The following is an 18,144-nucleotide window of genomic DNA, read 5'->3' as shown; positions in this document are numbered from 1 at the left end:
GCGTGCGGGACGGCCCGATGGCGGGTCAGATGGAGGACGTGCGAAGCGACATACTCCTCCCCAGCGGCCGCAGCTCACGTCTTGGTCTCACCGGCGTCCTGACCGGCCTCCTCCTGTTCCTGTCGCCCCCCGCCGCCGTGCCCCATTCCGGCGGGCCGACCGCCCCGCGCGGCAGCGCCTACATGGGCGTGGGCGTGCGCGCCCACGACGGGGGTGCGCCTCTCGCCGGTGACCGGTCGGCCGGCTACCGGGTGACCCAGACCGAGGGCGTGGACGTCTCCAGCCACCAGGGCGACGTCGCCTGGTCCACGCTGTGGAGTGCGGGCACCAGATGGGCCTACACCAAGGCGACCGAGGGCACGTACTACAAGAACCCCAGCTTCGGCCAGCAGTACGACGGCCCCTACGGCGTCGGAATGATCCGGGGCTCCTACCATTTCGCCACCCCCGACACCACCGGCGGCAAGGCCCAGGCCGACTACTTCGTCGACCACGGCGGCGGCTGGTCCAAGGACGGCAGGACGCTGCCCGGTGTCCTGGACATCGAGTGGAACCCCTACGGGGCGTCCTGCTACGGCAAGTCCAAGAGTGCGATGGTGAGCTGGATCAAGGACTTCCTCAACCGCTACAAGGCCCGTACCGGCCGCTCGGCGGTCATCTACACGGCCACCAACTGGTGGAAGGACTGCACCGGGAACTACGCCGGCTTCGCCTCCTCCCACCCGCTGTGGATCGCCCGCTACGCCTCCACCCCCGGCACCCTGCCGGCCGGCTGGTCCACGCACACCATGTGGCAGTACACCTCCTCCGGCAAGACGGTCGGCGACCACGACAAGTTCAACGGCTCCCTCTCCAGGGTGCGTGCCCTCGCCAACGGCTGACGCCCCGGCAGCCCACCCCGTGCGCGGGAACCGGCCCCCGGGCCGGCCCGCGCACCGTCATGCGACGACCACCTGCCAGAGCAGTGCCAGCCCGCCCGCGTACACCAGCGCCCCCAGCGGGATTCCGCACCACGGCCAGAGACCGCGCCGCCGGGCGGCGACCGCGAGCGCCGCGCCCGCCGCGCACACCAGGCCCACCCACGGCAGCCCCCACATCAGCAGGAGACCGCCACCCGTGCAGCGCAGCGGCTCCGGGCGGGTGATGCCGCAGTCGTCGGTGGCGAAGACGGCGGCGTAGCACAGCATCAGGTTCAGCAGGGCGCCGCCCGCGGCCAGCACACCGACGACCACCAGGTAGGCCGCCGGCCACGGTCCCCGCTGCCGTGCCCCGACGACTGCTGCGTACCCGCCCATGACCCCACCCCTCGGTTCCCGCCGCTCCGGCACCCCCGACGCTACGGGCCGCCCGGTGCCGGACACGTGAGCCCGGGTACTCATCCCTGACGGAGCCGCTACTCAGCACGGCGGCGTCCGGATACCCGCACCCAGGCGTACTTCCGCCCGTTCGGGCAGGCTGAGGGCATGACGACGCCATCACCGAAGACTCCGGCACCGCGGCTGTGGGCGGGGCTGGCCGCGCTCGGCGTGACCGTCGCGTGCGCAGGGGCCGCGCTCGCCTGGTCCGGCCGGAACGGCGACCGGCCGCGGGTGACCGACATCCGCGCGGGGGTCTCCTACACCGTGCCGGAGGGGTGGCGCCACGACCCGGCGGCGGACCGGGAGCTGCTCGGCGCGTTCTCCTCCCGGATCAGCCGCACGTCCGACGCCGCCCCGGCCGGCGACGCCGCGGTGCTGACCGGGGCCGCCGGGCGGCCCGTACCGAGCACCGAACTGCGCCGGACCGCCGAGGGCGCCGCCCGCTCCAACGCCGCCTTCTTCTTCCCCGACGCGGCCCCCACCCTCACCGAGTCCCACCGCACCGAGCTGGGCGGCCATCCCGCCCACACCGTCGCCCTGGACGTCCCGCACGACGGTCGCACCGCCCGCGTGGAACTGACCGTGGCCGCCGGTGCCCACCCGGCCTTCCTCCTCGCCCTCGCCTCCGACGCCGGCGACAGCCGCGTTCTGGCGGACCTGCACGCCGTGGAGGCCAGCGTCACCCTGGGCAGCGGCGCGAGCCAGGACCTCTCGTCCGCGTCAGGCCGGCGGAGGCGCCCGTAGCGCCCCCAGGACCGACCAGAGCACCGAGACGAACGGCACCGCCACCACCGCGCCGATCACCCCGGCCACGATGCTGCCCGCGATCACGGACACCGCGACGACCAGCGGATGCAGCCGTACCGCCCAGCTCATCACCAGCGGATGCAGTACGTGCCCCTCCAACTGGCCGATGACCACGACGAGCACCAGCACCGCGGCGGCCGTCAGCGGGCCGCGGCCGGCCAGGGCCACGACCGTGGCCACTCCGAGCGCCACCGGAGAGCCCACGAGCGGGACGAACGCGGCGAAGAACTCCAGCAGGGTCAGCGGCAGCGCCAGCGGCACCCGCAGGACGAACAGCACGATGCCGACCAGGACCGCGTTGGTCGCGGCGATGATGATGATGCCCCGGGTGTACCCGGCGAAGGTCCTCCAGGCCGCCCTGCCCGCGCGCTCCCACACCGGCCGGGCCCCGCGCGGCAGCAGGCGGAGGCTCACCCAGCTCCACAGCTTCTCCCCGGAGTGGATGAAGAACACCGAGGCGAACAACGCCAGCGCCCCGCCCGTGATCACCTCCACCAGGCGGCCGAGTCCGGACACCGCGCTGCTGAACAAATCGGCCCGGTGCCGGGAGAGATAGTCCGTCACCTCCTGCTGGAACGCGGCCAGCCGCCCCTGACTCAGCCGGAGCGGCGGCTGCCGCAGCCACTCCTCGATCCGGTGCACCCCGCCCCGGAACTCCCCGCTCAGCCGCGCCGACTCGCCCGCCACCGCGTTGCCCACCAGCGCCAGCAGGCCCAGCACCAGCAGAACGCTGCCGATCAGCGCGACGGCCACGCCCAGCGGCCTGGGCATGAACCGGTCGAGCGCATCGGCGAGCGGCCGCAGCACCGAGGTGACGACCAGCGCCAGGAACAGCGAGACGGCGATGAGCTGGAAGCGGCCCAGCACACCGAAGAGGCCCCAGACGACGATCCCGACCACGATGAGCCGCCACGAGTAGGCCGCCGCGATCCGCAGCCACCCCACCGTCCGCTCCGCCGTCGGGGGACGCGGGACCGGCCGGGTCGCCGGGGGCAGCCGCACGGAGTGCGCCGCACGGCTGCCCGGTACCGCGCCCCGCGCGCCCGCACGGGAACGCCCGCGCCCCGTCCGCCGCCCGTCACCACCCACCACGAGCCCGCCTCGCCTCCGCAGCCGCCGAGCTGACCGCCGGTCACCTCCGACGCTACGGGCAAACCGGACACCGGGAGACACTCACTGGGCCGCGTGGGCTACCCGGGCCGTACGCCCTGGACCGGCGTGCCGCGGCCCGGCCCGCCCCGCATCCGAATCCCGGACCGGCGACCGAACACGTGCTTGCCCCGAACGGGCCGGAATGCCCTGGTACGGGAGCAAGCGGCCGGGAGCGAGCGAGGAAACGGTCCGATGGTCCTACATGCCGTCCATAAAATAGACGAATATACGGCCTCATGGACATTTTGCTGGTCGCCAGCGCGTTCAACAGCCTCACCCAGCGCGCCTACGCCGAACTCTCGGACGCCGGACACCGGGTGGACGTCGTGCTCGCCACGCACGGCCCCGACCCCGTCCGTGCCGCCGTGCGCGAGACACGCCCTGAGCTGATCGTCGCGCCCATGCTGAAGACCGCGATCCCCGAGGACGTGTGGCGGGAGCACACCTGCCTGATCGTGCACCCGGGACCGCCGGGGGACCGGGGCCCCTCCTCACTGGACTGGGCCGTGGAGGGCGAGGCCGGCCAGTGGGGCGTCACCGTCCTCCAGGCCGAGGCGGGCATGGACGCGGGCGCCGTCTGGGCCGACGAGCCCTTCGCCGTACCGGAGACCGGGAAGAGCGACCTGTACCGCAACGAGGCCGCCGACGCCGCCATGACCGCCCTGCACCGGGCCGTGCGCCGGTTCGCCGGCGGCGAGCACAAACCCCGCCCGCAGACCGGCGACTGGCCCGAGGTCGTCTGGCGCGATCCCTTCCGCCAGGACCGGCGCCGTATCGACTGGGAGCGCGACGACACCCGCACCGTGCTGCGCCGGCTGCGCGGCGCCGACTCCCAGCCGGGCGTGCTGGACGAACTCCACGGCCGCGAGGTCTTCCTGCACGGAGGCCACCTCGAGGACCGGCTCCGCGGCCGTCCCGGCGACCTCCTCGCCACCCGCGGCGGAGCCGTCTGCCGCGCCACCCGCGACGGCGCCGTCTGGATTCCCGAGCTGCGCCCCCGCAGGAACTCCGGCGACCCGGCGCCCTTCAGGCGCCCCGCCGCCACCGTCCTCGCCTCCTGGACCGCCCCGCACACCCCGCCCTGCCCGAGATCCCGGCCCCGCTCGACCTACCCGCCGAACGGCGCACCTTCTGCGACGTCCGCTACCACGAGCAGGGCGGCACCGGCTTCTTGCGCTTCTCCTTCCCGGGCGGCGCGATGAGCACCGAGCAGTGCCGCAGACTCCTCGCCGCCTACCGGTACGCCCTCACCCGCCCGACCTCGGTGCTCGTCCTCGGTGGCGCCCGCGACTTCTTCTCCAACGGCATCCACCTCAACGTCATCGAGGGCGCCCCCGACCCCGGCGAGGAGTCCTGGCGCAACCTCAACGCCATGGACGACGTGGTGGAGGCCGTCCTGCGCACCACCGACCGGCTGGTGATCGCCGCGCTCGCGGGCAACGCGGCAGCCGGAGGCGCCATGCTCGCCCTCGCCGCCGACGAGGTGTGGTGCCGCACCGGGGCCGTCCTCAACCCGCACTACCGGCGCATGGGCCTGTACGGCTCCGAGTTCTGGACCTACACCCTGCCCCGCCGCACCGGCCCCGGGACCGCGCGCCGCCTCACCACCGAGGCCCTGCCGGTGAGCGCCGCCCGAGGAGCGCGGCTCGGGCTGGTGGACCGTCTCGTCCCCGCCGCGCCCGGCGAGTTCGCGGGCACCGTCCAGACCATGGCGGCCGAAGTCGCCGCCGCCCCCGGCCTCGCCGACCGGATCGCAGCGAAGGCCGCCGCCCGCCACGCCGACGAGGCCGTACGCCCCCTCGCCGACCACCGGCGCGACGAACTCGCCCGGATGCACGCCGTCTTCTCCGACCCCGCCGCGCCCTACCACGCCCTGCGCTCGGCCTTCGTCCGCAAGGTCCCCGCCGCCACCACCCGGCCCCTGTGCCCCGGAGACGGCCGGTGACCGCCCCCGAGCCCCTGCTGGTGGCAGGCGTCGGCAACATCTTCCTCGGCGACGACGCCTTCGGCCCCGAGGTGATCCGCGCCCTCGGCAGGCGCCCCCTCCCGCCCGGTGCGCACGTACGGGACTTCGGCATCCGGGGCATGGACCTCGCCTACGCCCTGCTGAGCGGCTGCGCCACCGCCGTACTGATCGACGCCGCGCCCCGGGGACAGCGCCCCGGCACTCTCTCCCTGGTCGAGGCCGACCCCCCGGACGGCACGGTCGTGCCGGAGGCGCACGGCATGGACCCCGAGAAGGTGCTCGCCCTCGCCACCCACCTCGGCGACGAACCCCTGCCCCGCGTCCTGGTCCTCGCCTGCGAGCCCGCGGTGCTGCCCGGCCCGGACGAGGACATCGCCCCCGGCCTCAGCGACCCGGTGCGCGAGGCCGTGGAGCGGGCCGTCGACGCGCTGCACACCCTGGTCCCCGTCCTGCTGGACGACCCGGCCGCGTCACCGCCCCCGTTGGGCCGCCCGGTGGAATCCGGGCCCCCGCACGCGGCTGCGCTGCCCGGCCGGAGGGCGGGCGGCCCCGAAGATCGGTGAGACCCCTGGGCCGTGCCCGGCACGGCCCGGGCCCACGATCTTCCCGAGGAGCTGTGCCCATGTGCCGGTCCGACGTCAAGCAGGCCGTCCTGGCCAAGAACGACGATCTCGCCGCCCGCCTGCGTGAGGACCTCACCGAACGGGGCGTCACGGTGGTCAACCTGCTGTCCAGCCCGGGCAGCGGCAAGACCGAGCTCCTCGGCCGCGTCCTGGCCCGCGCCGTCCAGCGCGGTGTCCCCGTGGCCGCCCTCACCGCCGACCTCGCCACCGAGAACGACGCCCAGCGCCTCGCCCGCTCCGGCGCCCCCGTCCAGCAACTGCTCACCGACGGGCTGTGCCACCTGGAGGCCGGCCAGGTCCGCGACCGCGTCGACGGCTGGCTCCCCGCCGACACCGAGGTGCTGTTCGTGGAGAACGTCGGCAATCTCGTCTGCCCGGCCTCCTACGACCTCGGCGAGACCCTGCGGATCGCCCTGATGGCCGTCACCGAGGGCGAGGACAAGCCGCTGAAGTACCCCACGGCCTTCGGCTCCGCCCACCTGGTCGCCATCACCAAGACCGACCTCGCCGCCCCCGCCGGATTCGACGAGGCGGCCTTCCGCGCCAACGTCCAGCGGGTCAACCCCGGCGTGGAGACGGTACGTACCTGTGCCCGGAGCGGCGACGGCGTCGACGCGCTGCTGGAGCGCGCCCTCGCCGTTCGGCACGCGCCGCCCGCCCACCGCCCGCCGCTGGCCCCGGGACCGCACGGCCACGACCACGGCGGCCACGACCACCACCGGGCCGCGGCCCCCCTCGCATGACGGCCCCCGCGACGGGCCGGGTGCGCCGCCGCCTCACCGTGCGGGGCACGGTGCAGGGGGTCGGCTTCCGGCCCCATGTGCACCGGCTCGCCGCCGAGCACGCCCTCGCCGGATTCGTGGGCAACACCGCCGACGGCGTCCTCGTCGAGGTCGAGGGCCCGCTGCCCGACGTGGAGCGGTTCTGCGCGGCGCTCGCCGAGCACCCGCCTCCGCTCGCCTCGGTCACCGGCATCGGCCACGAGGACCTCCCCGCCACCGGCACGGACGGGACGTTCACCATCCGGGCCACCCGGCACACCCCCGGCCGGACCCAGTTGCCGCCCGACACCGCCACCTGCGCCGACTGCCTGCGCGAACTCGCCGACCCCGCCAACCGCCGCCACCGGCATCCCTTCGTCACCTGCACCCACTGCGGTCCCCGCTTCACCATCGCCACCGCGATGCCGTACGACCGCGCGGCCACCACCATGGCCCGCTTCCCGATGTGCCCCGCCTGCGCCCGCGAGTACGGCGACCCGCTCGACCGGCGCTTCCACGCCCAGCCCGTCGCCTGCCCCGACTGCGGACCCGGTCTGAGCCTCGTCCCGGCCGACGGCGCCCTCACGCGCCCGGCCCGCGGCGCCGAGGCGCTCGCCGGGGCACGGGCCCTGCTCGCGCGGGGCCGGATCGTCGCCGTCAAGGGTGTCGGCGGCTATCACCTCGCCTGCGACGCCACGGACCCGCGTGCCGTCGCCACCCTGCGCGCCCGGAAGGAACGGGGCCGAAAGGCGTTCGCCGTGATGTGCGCCGACCTCGCCACGGCGGAAGGCGTGGCCCACGTCACCGGCGCCGAGCGGGCCGCCCTCACCGGCCCGGAACGCCCCATCGTCCTGCTGCGCGCCCGTACCGCCGGCGACGGCCTCCGCCTCGCCGACGGGATCGCGCCCGGCAGCCCGCACCTCGGCGTCCTGCTGCCCTACACCCCGGTGCACACCCTGCTGTTCGGTCTGCCCGGCGACCCGCCCGGACCCCGTGTCCTCGTGATGACGAGCGGCAACCGCTCCGGGGAGCCCATCGTCACCGACGACGCACAGGCACTCATCCGGCTCGCCGGACTGGCCGACGCGTGGCTCGTCCACGACCGCGCCATCGCAGCCCCCTGCGACGACTCCCTGCTCCGCGTCCGCGCCGACGGCACTCCTCAACTCCTGCGCCGCTCACGCGGATACGCCCCGAGACCCCTCACCCTCCCGGTGCCGGTGCGGCCCGCGCTCGCGGCCGGCGGGGATTTGAAGAACGCGCTCTGCCTCGGCGAGGACGACCAGGCGTGGTTCGGCCCGCACATCGGGGACATGGGCGACCTCGCCGCCCTGGACGCCGCCCGCCGCGCCGAGGCCCACCTCTCCGCCCTGACCGGTGTCACCCCGCGCCTGATCGCCGCCGACCGGCACCCCGGCTACCGGTCGACGGCCCACGCCCGGAGGCGTGCCGCCGAGACCGGACTGCCCGCTCCGATGCTGGTCCAGCACCACCACGCCCACATCGCCGCCGCCATGGCCGAACACGGCCTGGACGGCGCCAGCCCCGTCATCGGCGTCGCCTTCGACGGCACCGGATACGGAGACGACGGCACCGTCTGGGGCGGGGAGATCCTGCTCGCCGACTACACCGCGTACCGCCGCTTCGCCCACCTCGCCCCCGCCCCGCTGCCCGGCGGCGACGCGGGCGTCGCCAACCCCTGCCGGCAGGCCCTGGCCCGGCTGTGGGCGGCCGGCCTCGACTGGGCGCCCGACCTGCCCAGCGTGGCCGCCTGCACCGAAACCGAACGCGCCGTGCTTCAGGGCCAGCTGGCCCACGGGATCGCCTGCGCGCCGACCAGCAGCATGGGCCGCCTCTTCGACGCCGTGTCCTCCCTCACCGGCGCCTGTCACCGCGCGGGCCACGAGGCCGAGGCCGCGCTCGCCCTGGAAGCCCTCGCGCTCCAGGCGCGGGACGCCGACCGCGGGGAGTACGTCTTCGCGTTCACCCCCGGGCCACGGGCCGACCCCGCCCCCGTGCTGCGCGCCCTCCTCGCCGACCTGCGCCAGGGCGTACCCGCGCCCGTCCTCGCCGCCCGCTTCCACCGGGGCGTCGCCGCGGCGGTCGCCGGGCTGTGCCGACGGGCCCGCGAGGCCACCGGCCTGACCACGGTGGCCCTGACCGGCGGGGTCTTCGCCAACGCCCTGCTGGAGGAGGACAGCGCCGCCCGGCTCGCCGCCGACGGCTTCACCGTGCTGCGGCACGGCCGGGTGCCGCCGAACGACGGCGGCCTCGCGCTCGGCCAGCTCATGGTCGCGGCCCACGTGACCCCGCCGGCCCGCCCCCGCTGAGCCGGCCCCGGTCATCAGCCCCACCCCAGACGAGACGGAGTGACCCATGTGTCTTGCAGTGCCCGGCAAGGTCGTCGCCATCGACGAAGGCGCCGACCCGCTCACCGGGCTCGTCGACTTCGGCGGCGTGCGGAAGCAGGCGTGCTTGGAGTACCTGCCCGATGTTCGGGTGGGGGAGTACGTCATCGTGCACGTCGGCTTCGCCCTCCAGAGGCTCGACGAGGAGTCGGCCCGCGCCTCGCTGGAGCTCTTCGAGCAGCTCGGGCTGCTGGAGGAGGAGTTCGGCGACGCCTGGGAGCAGGCCGGGCGCCAGGGAAGCGGAGCTGAGAACCGGTGAAGTACATCGACGAGTTCAACGACCCCGCGCTGGCCCGCCGTCTGCTGGACGAGATCCGGGCCACCGTCACCCGGCCCTGGGCCCTGATGGAGGTGTGCGGCGGCCAGACCCACTCCATCATCCGGCACGGCATCGACCAACTCCTGCCCGACGAGGTCGAGCTGATCCACGGGCCCGGCTGTCCGGTGTGCGTCACCCCGCTCGACGTCATCGACAAGGCCCTCGCCGTGGCCGCCCGCCCCGACGTGATCTTCTGCTCCTTCGGCGACATGCTCCGGGTGCCCGGCAGCGACCGCGACCTGTTCCGGGTCAAGGGCGAGGGCGGCGACGTACGCGTGGTGTACTCCCCGCTCGACGCACTCGAACTGGCGCGGAGGAACCCCGACAGGCAGGTGGTGTTCTTCGCCATCGGTTTCGAGACCACCGCACCCGCCAACGCCATGGCGGTTCACCAGGCCCGCAGACTCGGCCTGGACAACTTCAGCCTGCTGGTCTCCCACGTCCGGGTCCCCCCGGCCATCGAGGCGATCATGACCGCCCCGGAGTGCCGGGTGCAGGGCTTCCTCGCCGCCGGGCACGTGTGCAGCGTGATGGGCACCGGCGAGTACCCCGATCTGGCCGAGCGGTTCCGGGTGCCGATGGTCGTCACCGGGTTCGAGCCGCTGGACATCCTGGAGGGCATCCGCCGCGCCGTGCACCAGCTGGAGCGCGGGGAGCACCGGGTGGAGAACGCCTACCCCCGTGCCGTGCGCGAACAGGGCAACCCCGCCGCGCTGCGCATGATCGAGGACGTCTTCGAGGTGACCGACCGCAACTGGCGGGGTATCGGCCTCATCCCGTCCAGCGGCTGGCGCCTGGCGGAGGCGTACCGCGCCCACGACGCCGAGCACCGCTTCGACGTCACCGGCATCCGCACCGAGGAACCCGCCGTGTGCCGGGCCGGAGAGGTGCTCCAGGGGCTGATCAGGCCCACCGAGTGCGAGGCGTTCGGCACCACCTGCACCCCGCGCACCCCGCTCGGCGCCACCATGGTCTCCAGCGAGGGAGCCTGCGCCGCCTACCACCTGTACCGCCGCATGGAAGACGGTCCCGCGCCGCGCGGACCGCGCATCCCGGGCAAGGAGATGAACCCCGTTGGCTGACCTCACCGAGGCCCCCGCGGCCGACCCCGCCGACTGGACCTGCCCCGTCCCCCTGCGCGACCAGGGCGTGGTCGTGATGGGACACGGCGGAGGCGGTGCCCTCTCGGCCGAGCTGGTCGACCAGGTCTTCGCGCCCGCCTACGGCAACCCCACCCTCGCCGGGCTCGCCGACTCGGCGGTGCTCCGCCTCGGCGGCGCCCGACTGGCGTTCTCCACGGACTCCTACGTGGTGCGCCCGCTGTTCTTCCCCGGTGGCTGCCTCGGCGACCTCGCCGTCAACGGCACGGTGAACGACCTGGCGATGAGCGGCGCGGAGCCCGCCTACCTGTCCACGGCGTTCGTACTTGAGGAGGGCGTCGAACTGGACGTCGTCGACCGCATCGCCCGCGCCCTCGGTGCCGCCGCCCGCGCCGCGGACGTCACCGTCGCCACCGGCGACACCAAGGTGGTCGAGTCCGGCCACGGCGACGGCGTCTACGTCACCACCGCCGGGATCGGCCTCGTCCCCGACGGCGTCGACATCCGCCCCCAGCGCGCCCGACCCGGCGACGCCGTCATCGTCAGCGGGCCGGTGGGGCTGCACGGGATCGCGGTGATGAGCGTGCGGGAAGGGCTGGAGTTCGGCGTCGAGATCGCCTCCGACACCGCGCCGCTCGCCGGTCTGGTCGCCGGCATGCTCGCCGTCACCAAGGACGTGCACGTGCTGCGGGACCCCACCCGCGGCGGTCTCGGCGCCTCCCTGAACGAGATCGCCCGCGCCTCCGGCACCGGAGTCCGGATCACCGAACGGGCCGTGCCGGTGCCGGACGAGGTCGCGGGCGCCTGCGGCTTCCTCGGCCTGGACCCGATGTACGTCGCCAACGAGGGCCGGCTCGTCGCCTTCGTCCCCCGCGAGCACGCCGACGCCGTGCTCGCCGCCATGCGGGCCCACCCGCAGGGCACCGGGGCCGCGCTGATCGGGGAGTGCGTCGCCGAACACCCCGGCATGGTCACGGTCGCCACCGGCCTCGGCGGCACCCGCGTGCTCGACCTGCCGCTCGGGGAGCAGCTTCCGCGCATCTGCTGAGCACACGAACCGGCCCCGCCCGCGAAGGGACGGGGCCGGTGCGCGCGTGCGGGAATCAGGGCACCGCCTCCACGGCGGTGATCTCCAACTCCCTTCCGCTGCGCAGATCCTGCGACGGCCGGTCACAGGCCGGGCACCAGAAGAACGGGGGCATGCCCACCGCGAACTCCTCGGCGCATCCGCCGCACCAGGCCACCGCCGTCACCTGTTCCACCACCAGCCGGGCCGAGGCGAGCGGGGTGCCGTCCCGGGCCACCTCGAAGGCGAAGTGCAGCGCGTCCGGCACCACACCCGCCAGCTCACCCACGCGCACGGTCACCGACGAGACGTCCCCGGCGCCGTCCGCGCGGGCGATCTCCCCGGCCCGCTCCACGATCGCGGTCGCGATCGACAGCTCGTGCACCGGTGCCTCACGGGTACCGGCGGAGCGCGCGGCGGCCGCCGGTCATCCGGTAGATCTTGATCTCCCGGAGCATGCCGGGGACCTCCTTCACGAGCAGCAGCAGCGTCAGACCGGCGAGCACGGCGGCCTGGGCGGCGAGCACCCGCCGCCCCGTCCACAGGGTCCGCTCCGTCTCCTCGACGGCTCGCGCGGCTTTCCGGATCTTCATGGCGCTCACTTCCTGCCCTCTCATCCCGGTGGAATGTTCGGCATGACGTCGAGAACGGCGTCGTGCCGCTTGGTGCGGACACCCGTGGAGCGGCGCGAATCCGCGGTGCCGTCGGCGTGATGGCCGGCCTGCGCCTGACAGGGGCCCTGATTGCCCTCGTGGAGGCCCGGCACGTGTGTCGGCGTGTCCGGCTTCACCTGGGGACGGCCCACTCTGATCCTGCCCATGATCGTCTCCTCTCTGGGCTTCACGAACGCTCGGTGAGCTCCGCGAAGAACCGTTCGACGGCCGGCCACACCCGGCCGCCGCCGGACAGCCCCTGCCACTCCGCGCGGACCAGGGCCACCATCCGGAAGCAGTCGTCGACGGGCACGATCCAGTGCTCCTCCCGGCCGCGCACCGTGTTGACCAGCAGCGCCTCCACGTCGGGTACCACGGAGGCGAGCGGAGGACACGCGGCGGCCAGTCCCCGCCAGGCACCGGAGTCCACCTCCCACCGCATGGCACCGGCCGGGCTCGGCCCCTGCGCGGTCACCGTGCCGTCGGCGCGCGGCACGAAGAACACCAGCCCCACCGGTACCCCCAGCGCCGCCGTGTCGACCGGCGCCAGCCGCATGCGCCGCCGGGGCACCAGCCGGTACCGGCCGCCGCCCGACCCCTGCTCGGCGAAGAGCACCGAGCAGGGACGGCAGACACAGCGGACCTCGTCGGCCGCCGTCTCGAACAGGTGCGGATGCTCCTCGGCCACCGGCGCGGCACACAGCTCGCACGTCTCGGGCCGCCCGGCCCCGGCAGCCCCGGAGCGGATCAGCCGGGCCAGGGCCCCGCTCACCGTGTCCCCTGCGGCCGCTCCGCCCGGCGCGTGGTCAGCGTGGCGAGCGGCACGAACGCGGGCGGCCCGGCCCGCTCGGCCGTGACCGCCTCCACCGCCCGCAGCTCCGGGGCCGCGGCCAGTACGGTCGCCCGCACCACCTCGGTGACGTCGCCGCCGCCTTTGCCGCATCCCGACCCGCAGCCACCGCCGCCGGAGTCGACCCGCACCCGGGCCACCTCGCCCTCGACGCCCAGCCACTGAAGGTCCCCGCCGCGCTCGCGCACCGCCGGCCGCAGCCGCTCCACCGCACGCTCGGCCCGCCGTTCGGGCGGCTCGGGGTGCAGTGAGTGCAGCACGAGCAGATGCGCGAGCAGTTCGTCGCCGGCCGCCCGGTCCAGCAGGGCGGCGTCGGCGCCGTCGAGCATCCGGGCCAGCGCCTCCCCGTACACCTCGGTCAGCAGGCCCACCGACTCCAGGGCCTCGGCGGACTGCTGGTCGCTGCCGGACTCCAGCCGCTCCAGCAGCTCGTCCAGCCGGGCGAGCCGGGCCTCGACCGCGGGGTCGGCGAGCCGTGCGCCGTCAGCCATGGCCGGCGCCGTAGGTGGGGGAGTGCACCACGTCCAGTGTCCTGCCCTTGCCCATGTACATGTGGACACCGCAGGGCAGGCAGGGGTCGAAGCTGCGCACGGTGCGCATGATGTCGACGCCCTTGAAGTCGTCCGGGCCGTTCTCCTCGAAGACGGGCTGGCCCTGGACGGCGTCCTCGTACGGGCCGGGCGTGCCGTAGATGTCGCGGGGGCTCGCGTTCCACGGGGTCGGCGGGTACGGGTGGTAGTTGGCGATCTTCTTGTCCTTGATCACCAGGTGGTGCGAGAGGACCCCGCGCACGGCCTCGTGGAAGCCGCAGCCGATCGCCTCGTCCGGGACCTCGAAGTCCTGGAACACCTTGGTCTCGCCCGACCGCAGGAGTTCCATGGACTCCTCCAGGAACTGCAGGGCCATCGCGGCCGCGTACGCCACGAAGTAGGGCCGCGCGCGGTCGCGTTCGAGGGTGTTGCTCCACTTCGGGATGGACCACTCCAGTGTGGTCTCCGGGAGCGACTCGCCCTTGGGGAGCTGGATGCGCACCTTGCCGTTCGCCGCCTTGACGTACCGGGTGTCGACCAGGCCGCTCAGCGCCGTCGACCAGAGGCGGGCGAGGGGGCCGCCGCCGGTGTCCAGGGCGAGGTGCTTGTCCGACTCCTGGTGGTACCAGCGCGGGCTCATCACCCAGCTGTAGTTCCCGTCGAACTCGCGCTTCTGCGGCACCGGGACGGTCGTCTGGTTCCACGGGTGCCGCATGTCGACCGGGTTGCCCAGCGGGTCGTGGGTGACGAACGGCTGCTCGTTGACCCAGTCGTCGTAGTACGAACTCCCCAGCATGATCCTCATGTTGAGGTTGATGTCGATCAGGTTGTTGGTGACCAGCTCGCCGTCGACGATGACGCCCGGCGTCACGTACATCGCCTTGCCCCACTCGTTCATCGAGGCGTAGCGGTAGTCCACGACGGCGGGGTCCTGCCAGGCGCCCCAGCAGCCCAGCAGGATGCGACGGCGTCCGACCTCCTCGTATCCCGGCAGGGCCTCGTAGAAGAAGTCGAAGACGTCGTCGTTCATCGCCACTGCCTTCTTGACGAAGTCGATGACGTGCATCAGCCGGCTGAGGTAGTCGGTGAAGACGCTCGGCTGCGGCATGGTGCCGACCCCGCCCGGATACAGCGTGGAAGGGTGCACGTGTCGCCCCTCCATCAGGCAGAACATCTCCCGCGTGACCCGGCTGACCCGGAGGGCCTCCTTGTAGACCTCGCCCTCGAAGGGGTTGAACGCCTTCATGATGTCGGCGATGGTCCGGAAGCCGTGGATCTCGCCACGCGGGGCGTCGGTGCGCTCGGCGCGGGCCAGCAGCGTGGGGTTGGTCGCCTTGACCATGGCCTCGCAGAAGTCCACGAACACCAGGTTGTCCTGGAAGATCGTGTGGTCGAACATGTACTCGGCCGCCTCGCCGAGGTTGGTGATGTGCTCGGCCATCGGCGGCGGCTTGATCCCGTACGCCATCTGCTGGGCGTAGTTGGAGCAGGTGGTGTGGTTGTCCCCGCAGATGCCGCAGATGCGTGAGGTGATGAACCCGGCGTCACGCGGGTCCTTGCCCTTCATGAACACCGAGTAGCCGCGGAACAGCGACGAGGTGCTGTGGCACTCGGCGACCTCGCGGTTGGCGAAGTCGATCTTCGTGTAGATGCCCAGGTTGCCGATGATCCTGGTGATCGGGTCCCAGGACATGTCCACGAGCTGTGCGGGTTTGCGCCCCGTGGGCCGGGATTGGGTGGTCGTCATCTGCGGTACTGCCCCTCGCTGTCGGGGTGGTGGGAGTGGGGTGGGGTCGCTCGCGTGGCCGGACCGGCGTCAGGGGCGCCAGTACGGGTCGTAGCCGCTGGTGAGCTTGCGCTTCCTGTGCCGCCACTTGGGCTCGTGGTTCACCATCTCGTTGGTCACGCCGCGCAGTCGGCGCACCACCGCCCCGTACGGCTTGATGACCAGGGAGGACAGGGTGCCGCCGGGGGGTTCGTCCATGAACGGCATGAACGCGTCCGGGAAACCGGGCATGGTGCAGCCGATGCAGATGCCGCCGACGTTCGGGCAGCCACCTATGCCGGCCATCCAGCCGCGCTTGGGCACGTTGCAGTTGACGACCGGTCCCCAGCAGCCGGTCTTCACCAGGCACTTGGGGGAGTTGTAGTCGAGGCCGAAGTCGCCCTGCTCGTAGTACGAGCCCCGGTCGCAGCCCTCGTGGACGGTCTTGCCGAACAGCCACTGCGGCCGCAGCATGTGGTCCAGCGGGGGCGGCGGCGCGTCTCCGGCCGCGTGCTGGAGGACCCAGATCAGGGTCTCCATGAAGTTGTCCGGCTGGATCGGACAGCCGGGCACGTTGACGATGGGCAGCCCGGCCGTCGACCTGTAGTCCCAGCCCAGGTAGTCCCCGAGGCCCATGGATCCGGTCGGGTTGCCGGCCATGCCGTGGATGCCGCCGTAGGCCGCGCAGGTGCCCGCCGCGACCACCGCCCACGCCTTCGGGGCGAGCTGGTCGATCCACCAGTTGATGGTCTGCGGCTGCCCGGTCGCCGGGTCGTTGCCGAACGAGGTCCAGAAGCCGTCGCCCTCGATGATGTCCTGGTTGGGCACCGAGCCCTCGATGACGAGGATGAACGGGGTGTCCAGCTCACCGCGCGCCGCCGCCCGGTAGGGGGCGAGGAAGTCCTCGCCGCCCAGGCTCGGCGAGAGCACCTTGTTGACCAGGTTGACCTTGGGCAGTCCGGGGATCAGGCCGAGCACGACGTCCTCGACGGAAGGCTGCGTGGCCGCCGTCAGCGACACGGTGTCGCCGTCGCAGCTCATCCCCTCCGAGATCCAGAGGATGGTGATCTCGTCCATCCCCTGAGTTCCCTCGGATCGTTCGACGCGTTCACGGGCCGCGGTGGTGTGGCTCTCGCTGGTCATGTCGCCTGCCTTCGCTGCGGTCGGTCGGCCGCTGGGGAGTGGGTGTCGCCGTCAGGGGCGCCCGGGGCTCGGGTCCGGCGGGGGCTCGGGTCGCGGCTCGTCGTCCCCGAGGGGCTCGAGTTCGCCGGGCCGGAAGTAGTGGAAACGGCCGTACCAGCCGTGCAGTTCGGCCGCCGGATCGTCGTCCACGGTCACCGCCAGGTGCACGCTGCCGTCCACGTCGTGGAAGACCGCGGCCACCTCGGCTGTCCGCCCCACCAGGAACATGTCCTGGGCGTCCGCCCCGCGCAGCCGGGGGTTCAGCCGCACCCGGCTGCCGGTGCCGAGCGGGACGCCGGCCACGGTCACCGTGTCCGTGGTCGGGGACAGCCCCGCGTCGCCGCCCTCCTGCCACCAGGCGGGCCGCGCCCCGGAAGTCTCCTGCGCCGGGGCCAGCGAGCGGATCGCGCCGTGCAGGTTGGCGAAGACCTCGGGCGGCATCGTGTCGACCCGGTCGAGGATGCGGGCCGCACGCGGGTCGGTGGCCCGCGCCTCCGCCTTCTCCTCGTCGGTCAGCAGCATCGTGCGCAGCGTCAGGATCTCGTCGATCTCCGCGGCGTCGTGCAGGTCACCCGGACTTTCCGGCGCCACCTGCGGATGATCCGGCAGGATGATCGGCGCGGAGAGCAGTACGGGCCCGGTGGCGCCGTCCGCGCTCAGCCCGGCCGGTCCGCCCAGCACCGGGAAGGTGAAGGCGCTGCGGCAGCCGCGAGCCCGCTCCCGCAGTGCGGCCGGCGGGTCGGTCTGCGACACGAACTCCAGCCCCTCACCGCCGAGCAGGGTGTGCGCGGCGAGCAGCGCCTGCCGCAGCGCCTCGGCTCGCGGGGCACGGGAGTTCGGTGCCTCGCCGGCGTTCTCGGTGCGCACGCACAGCCGGTACAGGCCGTCCGCCGCCGTCTCGGCCGCCACGGTGGTGTGCGCCCGTACCTGCTCGCGGCGGCGCACCACCCGCCCGACGCCCAGATCCCCGGTCTCCACGGCCGGGGGCGCGGAGACGTCCGCGGTGCACGGGCCACGCAGCAGCTCGGCCAGCGGCCACGCCAGGTCCACCTCGTACGGGACCGCCTCGTCGAAGCTCAGGTGCGCCGTCCCGTCGTCCCCGCGCAGCGACTCGACCGGCCGGTACCGTCCGTCCTCTCCCGGCGCCTCCACCTGCTTGCGCTGGAGCTGGAGGTACCGCACCCGTACCCGCAGCACCGCGTCCGCTGCGGCCCGTACCAGGCACTCGGTGCGCTGGTACCAGGAGTCCGCCGAACCGGAGACGCCCTCGGCGACCGGGCCGTCCGCCTCCACCCAGGTACGGGGGAGCAGTACCCCGAACTGCCAGCGGACCCGGTTCTTCGCCGAGGAGCGCCGGTAGGGGTAGAGCAGGTAGCCCTCGTACAGCACGGCATCCGCGACCGCGCCCACCTCGGTGAACGGATCGCCGGACAGCCCCTCGGGGACGTCCGGGCCGGGCGCGGCCGCACACGCGGTGCCGCCCTCGCCTCCCGTGTCAGCCATGCCGCCTCCTCGCCGCCGGTGCACGGTTACATCCCTGCCACCGTGCTCAGCCACCGTCACACCCCGCACGTGGCCTCGCCCGCCGGGCGTACTCCGGTTGG

At 73.7% G+C, this 18,144-nt stretch carries 18 protein-coding genes and 1 pseudogene; 9 read left to right on the top strand and 10 right to left on the bottom strand.

Features of this window, described 5'->3' with window-relative positions; genetic code table 11:
• Nucleotides 1-29 precede the first annotated feature (29 nt).
• Entirely contained in the window at nt 30-881 is an 852-nt protein-coding gene (locus ACWCV3_RS22775) for a lysozyme (RefSeq protein WP_451227111.1), read from the top strand.
• A 57-nt stretch (nt 882-938) separates the two neighbouring features.
• Here the strand turns inward: ACWCV3_RS22775 and ACWCV3_RS22770 are convergent, their stop codons facing one another.
• Complete coding sequence (locus tag ACWCV3_RS22770) at nt 939-1,295, bottom strand: hypothetical protein (protein WP_451227108.1); 357 nt, start codon at nt 1,293-1,295, stop codon at nt 939-941.
• 168 nt (nt 1,296-1,463) lie between these two features.
• Here ACWCV3_RS22770 and ACWCV3_RS22765 point away from each other — a divergent pair, with 168 nt between their 5' ends.
• Nucleotides 1,464-2,102 carry a hypothetical protein gene (locus tag ACWCV3_RS22765; protein WP_451227105.1) on the top strand — a complete coding sequence of 213 codons (639 nt, stop codon included), beginning with the start codon at nt 1,464-1,466 and terminating at the stop codon, nt 2,100-2,102.
• Here the strand turns inward: ACWCV3_RS22765 and ACWCV3_RS22760 are convergent.
• Nucleotides 2,079-3,278, bottom strand: a complete 1,200-nt coding sequence (locus ACWCV3_RS22760) for an AI-2E family transporter (protein ID WP_451227225.1) — start codon at nt 3,276-3,278, stop codon at nt 2,079-2,081. The genes ACWCV3_RS22765 and ACWCV3_RS22760 overlap by 24 nt on opposite strands.
• 275 nt (nt 3,279-3,553) lie before the next feature.
• On the opposite strand from ACWCV3_RS22760, the pseudogene ACWCV3_RS22755 reads away from it, so the two are divergent.
• The 7 genes and pseudogenes from ACWCV3_RS22755 (at nt 3,554) to hypE (ending at nt 11,542) form a co-directional block, all read left to right on the top strand.
• A pseudogene (locus ACWCV3_RS22755) lies at nt 3,554-5,262 on the top strand (hydrogenase maturation protein).
• Nucleotides 5,259-5,846 carry a hydrogenase maturation protease gene (locus tag ACWCV3_RS22750; RefSeq protein ID WP_451227103.1) on the top strand — a complete coding sequence of 196 codons (588 nt, stop codon included), beginning with the start codon at nt 5,259-5,261 and terminating at the stop codon, nt 5,844-5,846. The pseudogene ACWCV3_RS22755 and the gene ACWCV3_RS22750 overlap by 4 nt, the downstream one beginning before the upstream one ends.
• Nucleotides 5,847-5,905: 59 nt before the next feature.
• Nucleotides 5,906-6,649, top strand: coding sequence for a hydrogenase nickel incorporation protein HypB (gene hypB, locus ACWCV3_RS22745; protein WP_451227100.1), 744 nt, complete (start codon nt 5,906-5,908; stop codon nt 6,647-6,649).
• Entirely contained in the window at nt 6,646-8,997 is a 2,352-nt protein-coding gene (gene hypF / locus ACWCV3_RS22740) for a carbamoyltransferase HypF (RefSeq protein WP_451227097.1), read from the top strand. Before hypB ends, hypF begins: the two co-directional genes overlap by 4 nt.
• A gap of 46 nt (nt 8,998-9,043) precedes the next feature.
• Complete coding sequence (locus tag ACWCV3_RS22735) at nt 9,044-9,334, top strand: HypC/HybG/HupF family hydrogenase formation chaperone (protein WP_451227094.1); 291 nt, start codon at nt 9,044-9,046, stop codon at nt 9,332-9,334.
• Complete coding sequence (gene hypD, locus ACWCV3_RS22730; protein WP_451227091.1) at nt 9,331-10,476, top strand: hydrogenase formation protein HypD; 1,146 nt, start codon at nt 9,331-9,333, stop codon at nt 10,474-10,476. The genes ACWCV3_RS22735 and hypD overlap by 4 nt, the downstream gene beginning before the upstream one ends.
• Nucleotides 10,469-11,542, top strand: coding sequence for a hydrogenase expression/formation protein HypE (gene hypE, locus ACWCV3_RS22725; protein ID WP_451227088.1), 1,074 nt, complete (start codon nt 10,469-10,471; stop codon nt 11,540-11,542). The genes hypD and hypE overlap by 8 nt, the downstream gene beginning before the upstream one ends.
• A 55-nt stretch (nt 11,543-11,597) precedes the next feature.
• Here the strand turns inward: hypE and hypA are convergent, their stop codons facing one another.
• The 8 genes from hypA to ACWCV3_RS22685 form a co-directional block, all read right to left on the bottom strand.
• Nucleotides 11,598-11,945, bottom strand: a complete 348-nt coding sequence (hypA, locus tag ACWCV3_RS22720; protein ID WP_451227085.1) for a hydrogenase maturation nickel metallochaperone HypA — start codon at nt 11,943-11,945, stop codon at nt 11,598-11,600.
• Between the two features lie 7 nt (nt 11,946-11,952).
• On the bottom strand, nt 11,953-12,153 hold the full coding sequence (locus ACWCV3_RS22715; RefSeq protein WP_451227082.1) for a hypothetical protein: 201 nt from the start codon (nt 12,151-12,153) through the stop codon (nt 11,953-11,955).
• Nucleotides 12,154-12,173: 20 nt separating this feature from the next.
• A complete protein-coding gene (locus ACWCV3_RS22710) occupies nt 12,174-12,380 on the bottom strand; it encodes a hypothetical protein (protein WP_451227079.1) in 207 nt (68 codons plus the stop codon).
• Nucleotides 12,381-12,400: 20 nt separating this feature from the next.
• Nucleotides 12,401-12,985 carry a DUF5947 family protein gene (locus tag ACWCV3_RS22705; protein ID WP_451227076.1) on the bottom strand — a complete coding sequence of 195 codons (585 nt, stop codon included), beginning with the start codon at nt 12,983-12,985 and terminating at the stop codon, nt 12,401-12,403.
• Entirely contained in the window at nt 12,982-13,554 is a 573-nt protein-coding gene (locus ACWCV3_RS22700) for a NifU family protein (protein ID WP_451227073.1), read from the bottom strand. Before ACWCV3_RS22700 ends, ACWCV3_RS22705 begins: the two co-directional genes overlap by 4 nt.
• Nucleotides 13,547-15,340, bottom strand: coding sequence for a nickel-dependent hydrogenase large subunit (locus tag ACWCV3_RS22695; protein ID WP_451227071.1), 1,794 nt, complete (start codon nt 15,338-15,340; stop codon nt 13,547-13,549). The genes ACWCV3_RS22700 and ACWCV3_RS22695 overlap by 8 nt, the downstream gene beginning before the upstream one ends.
• A gap of 69 nt (nt 15,341-15,409) precedes the next feature.
• Nucleotides 15,410-16,501 (bottom strand): NADH-quinone oxidoreductase subunit B family protein, encoded by a 1,092-nt coding sequence (locus tag ACWCV3_RS22690; protein WP_451227069.1) that lies wholly within the window; start codon nt 16,499-16,501, stop codon nt 15,410-15,412.
• Between the two features lie 51 nt (nt 16,502-16,552).
• The gene (locus ACWCV3_RS22685; RefSeq protein ID WP_451227066.1) at nt 16,553-18,043 is read right to left on the bottom strand and encodes a hypothetical protein; all 1,491 of its coding nucleotides are present in this window, start codon (nt 18,041-18,043) and stop codon (nt 16,553-16,555) included.
• Nucleotides 18,044-18,144: the final 101 nt, after the last annotated feature.

Source organism: Streptomyces sp. NPDC001781, assembly GCF_053596035.1.
This window is presented reverse-complemented; position numbering and strand designations above follow the sequence as displayed.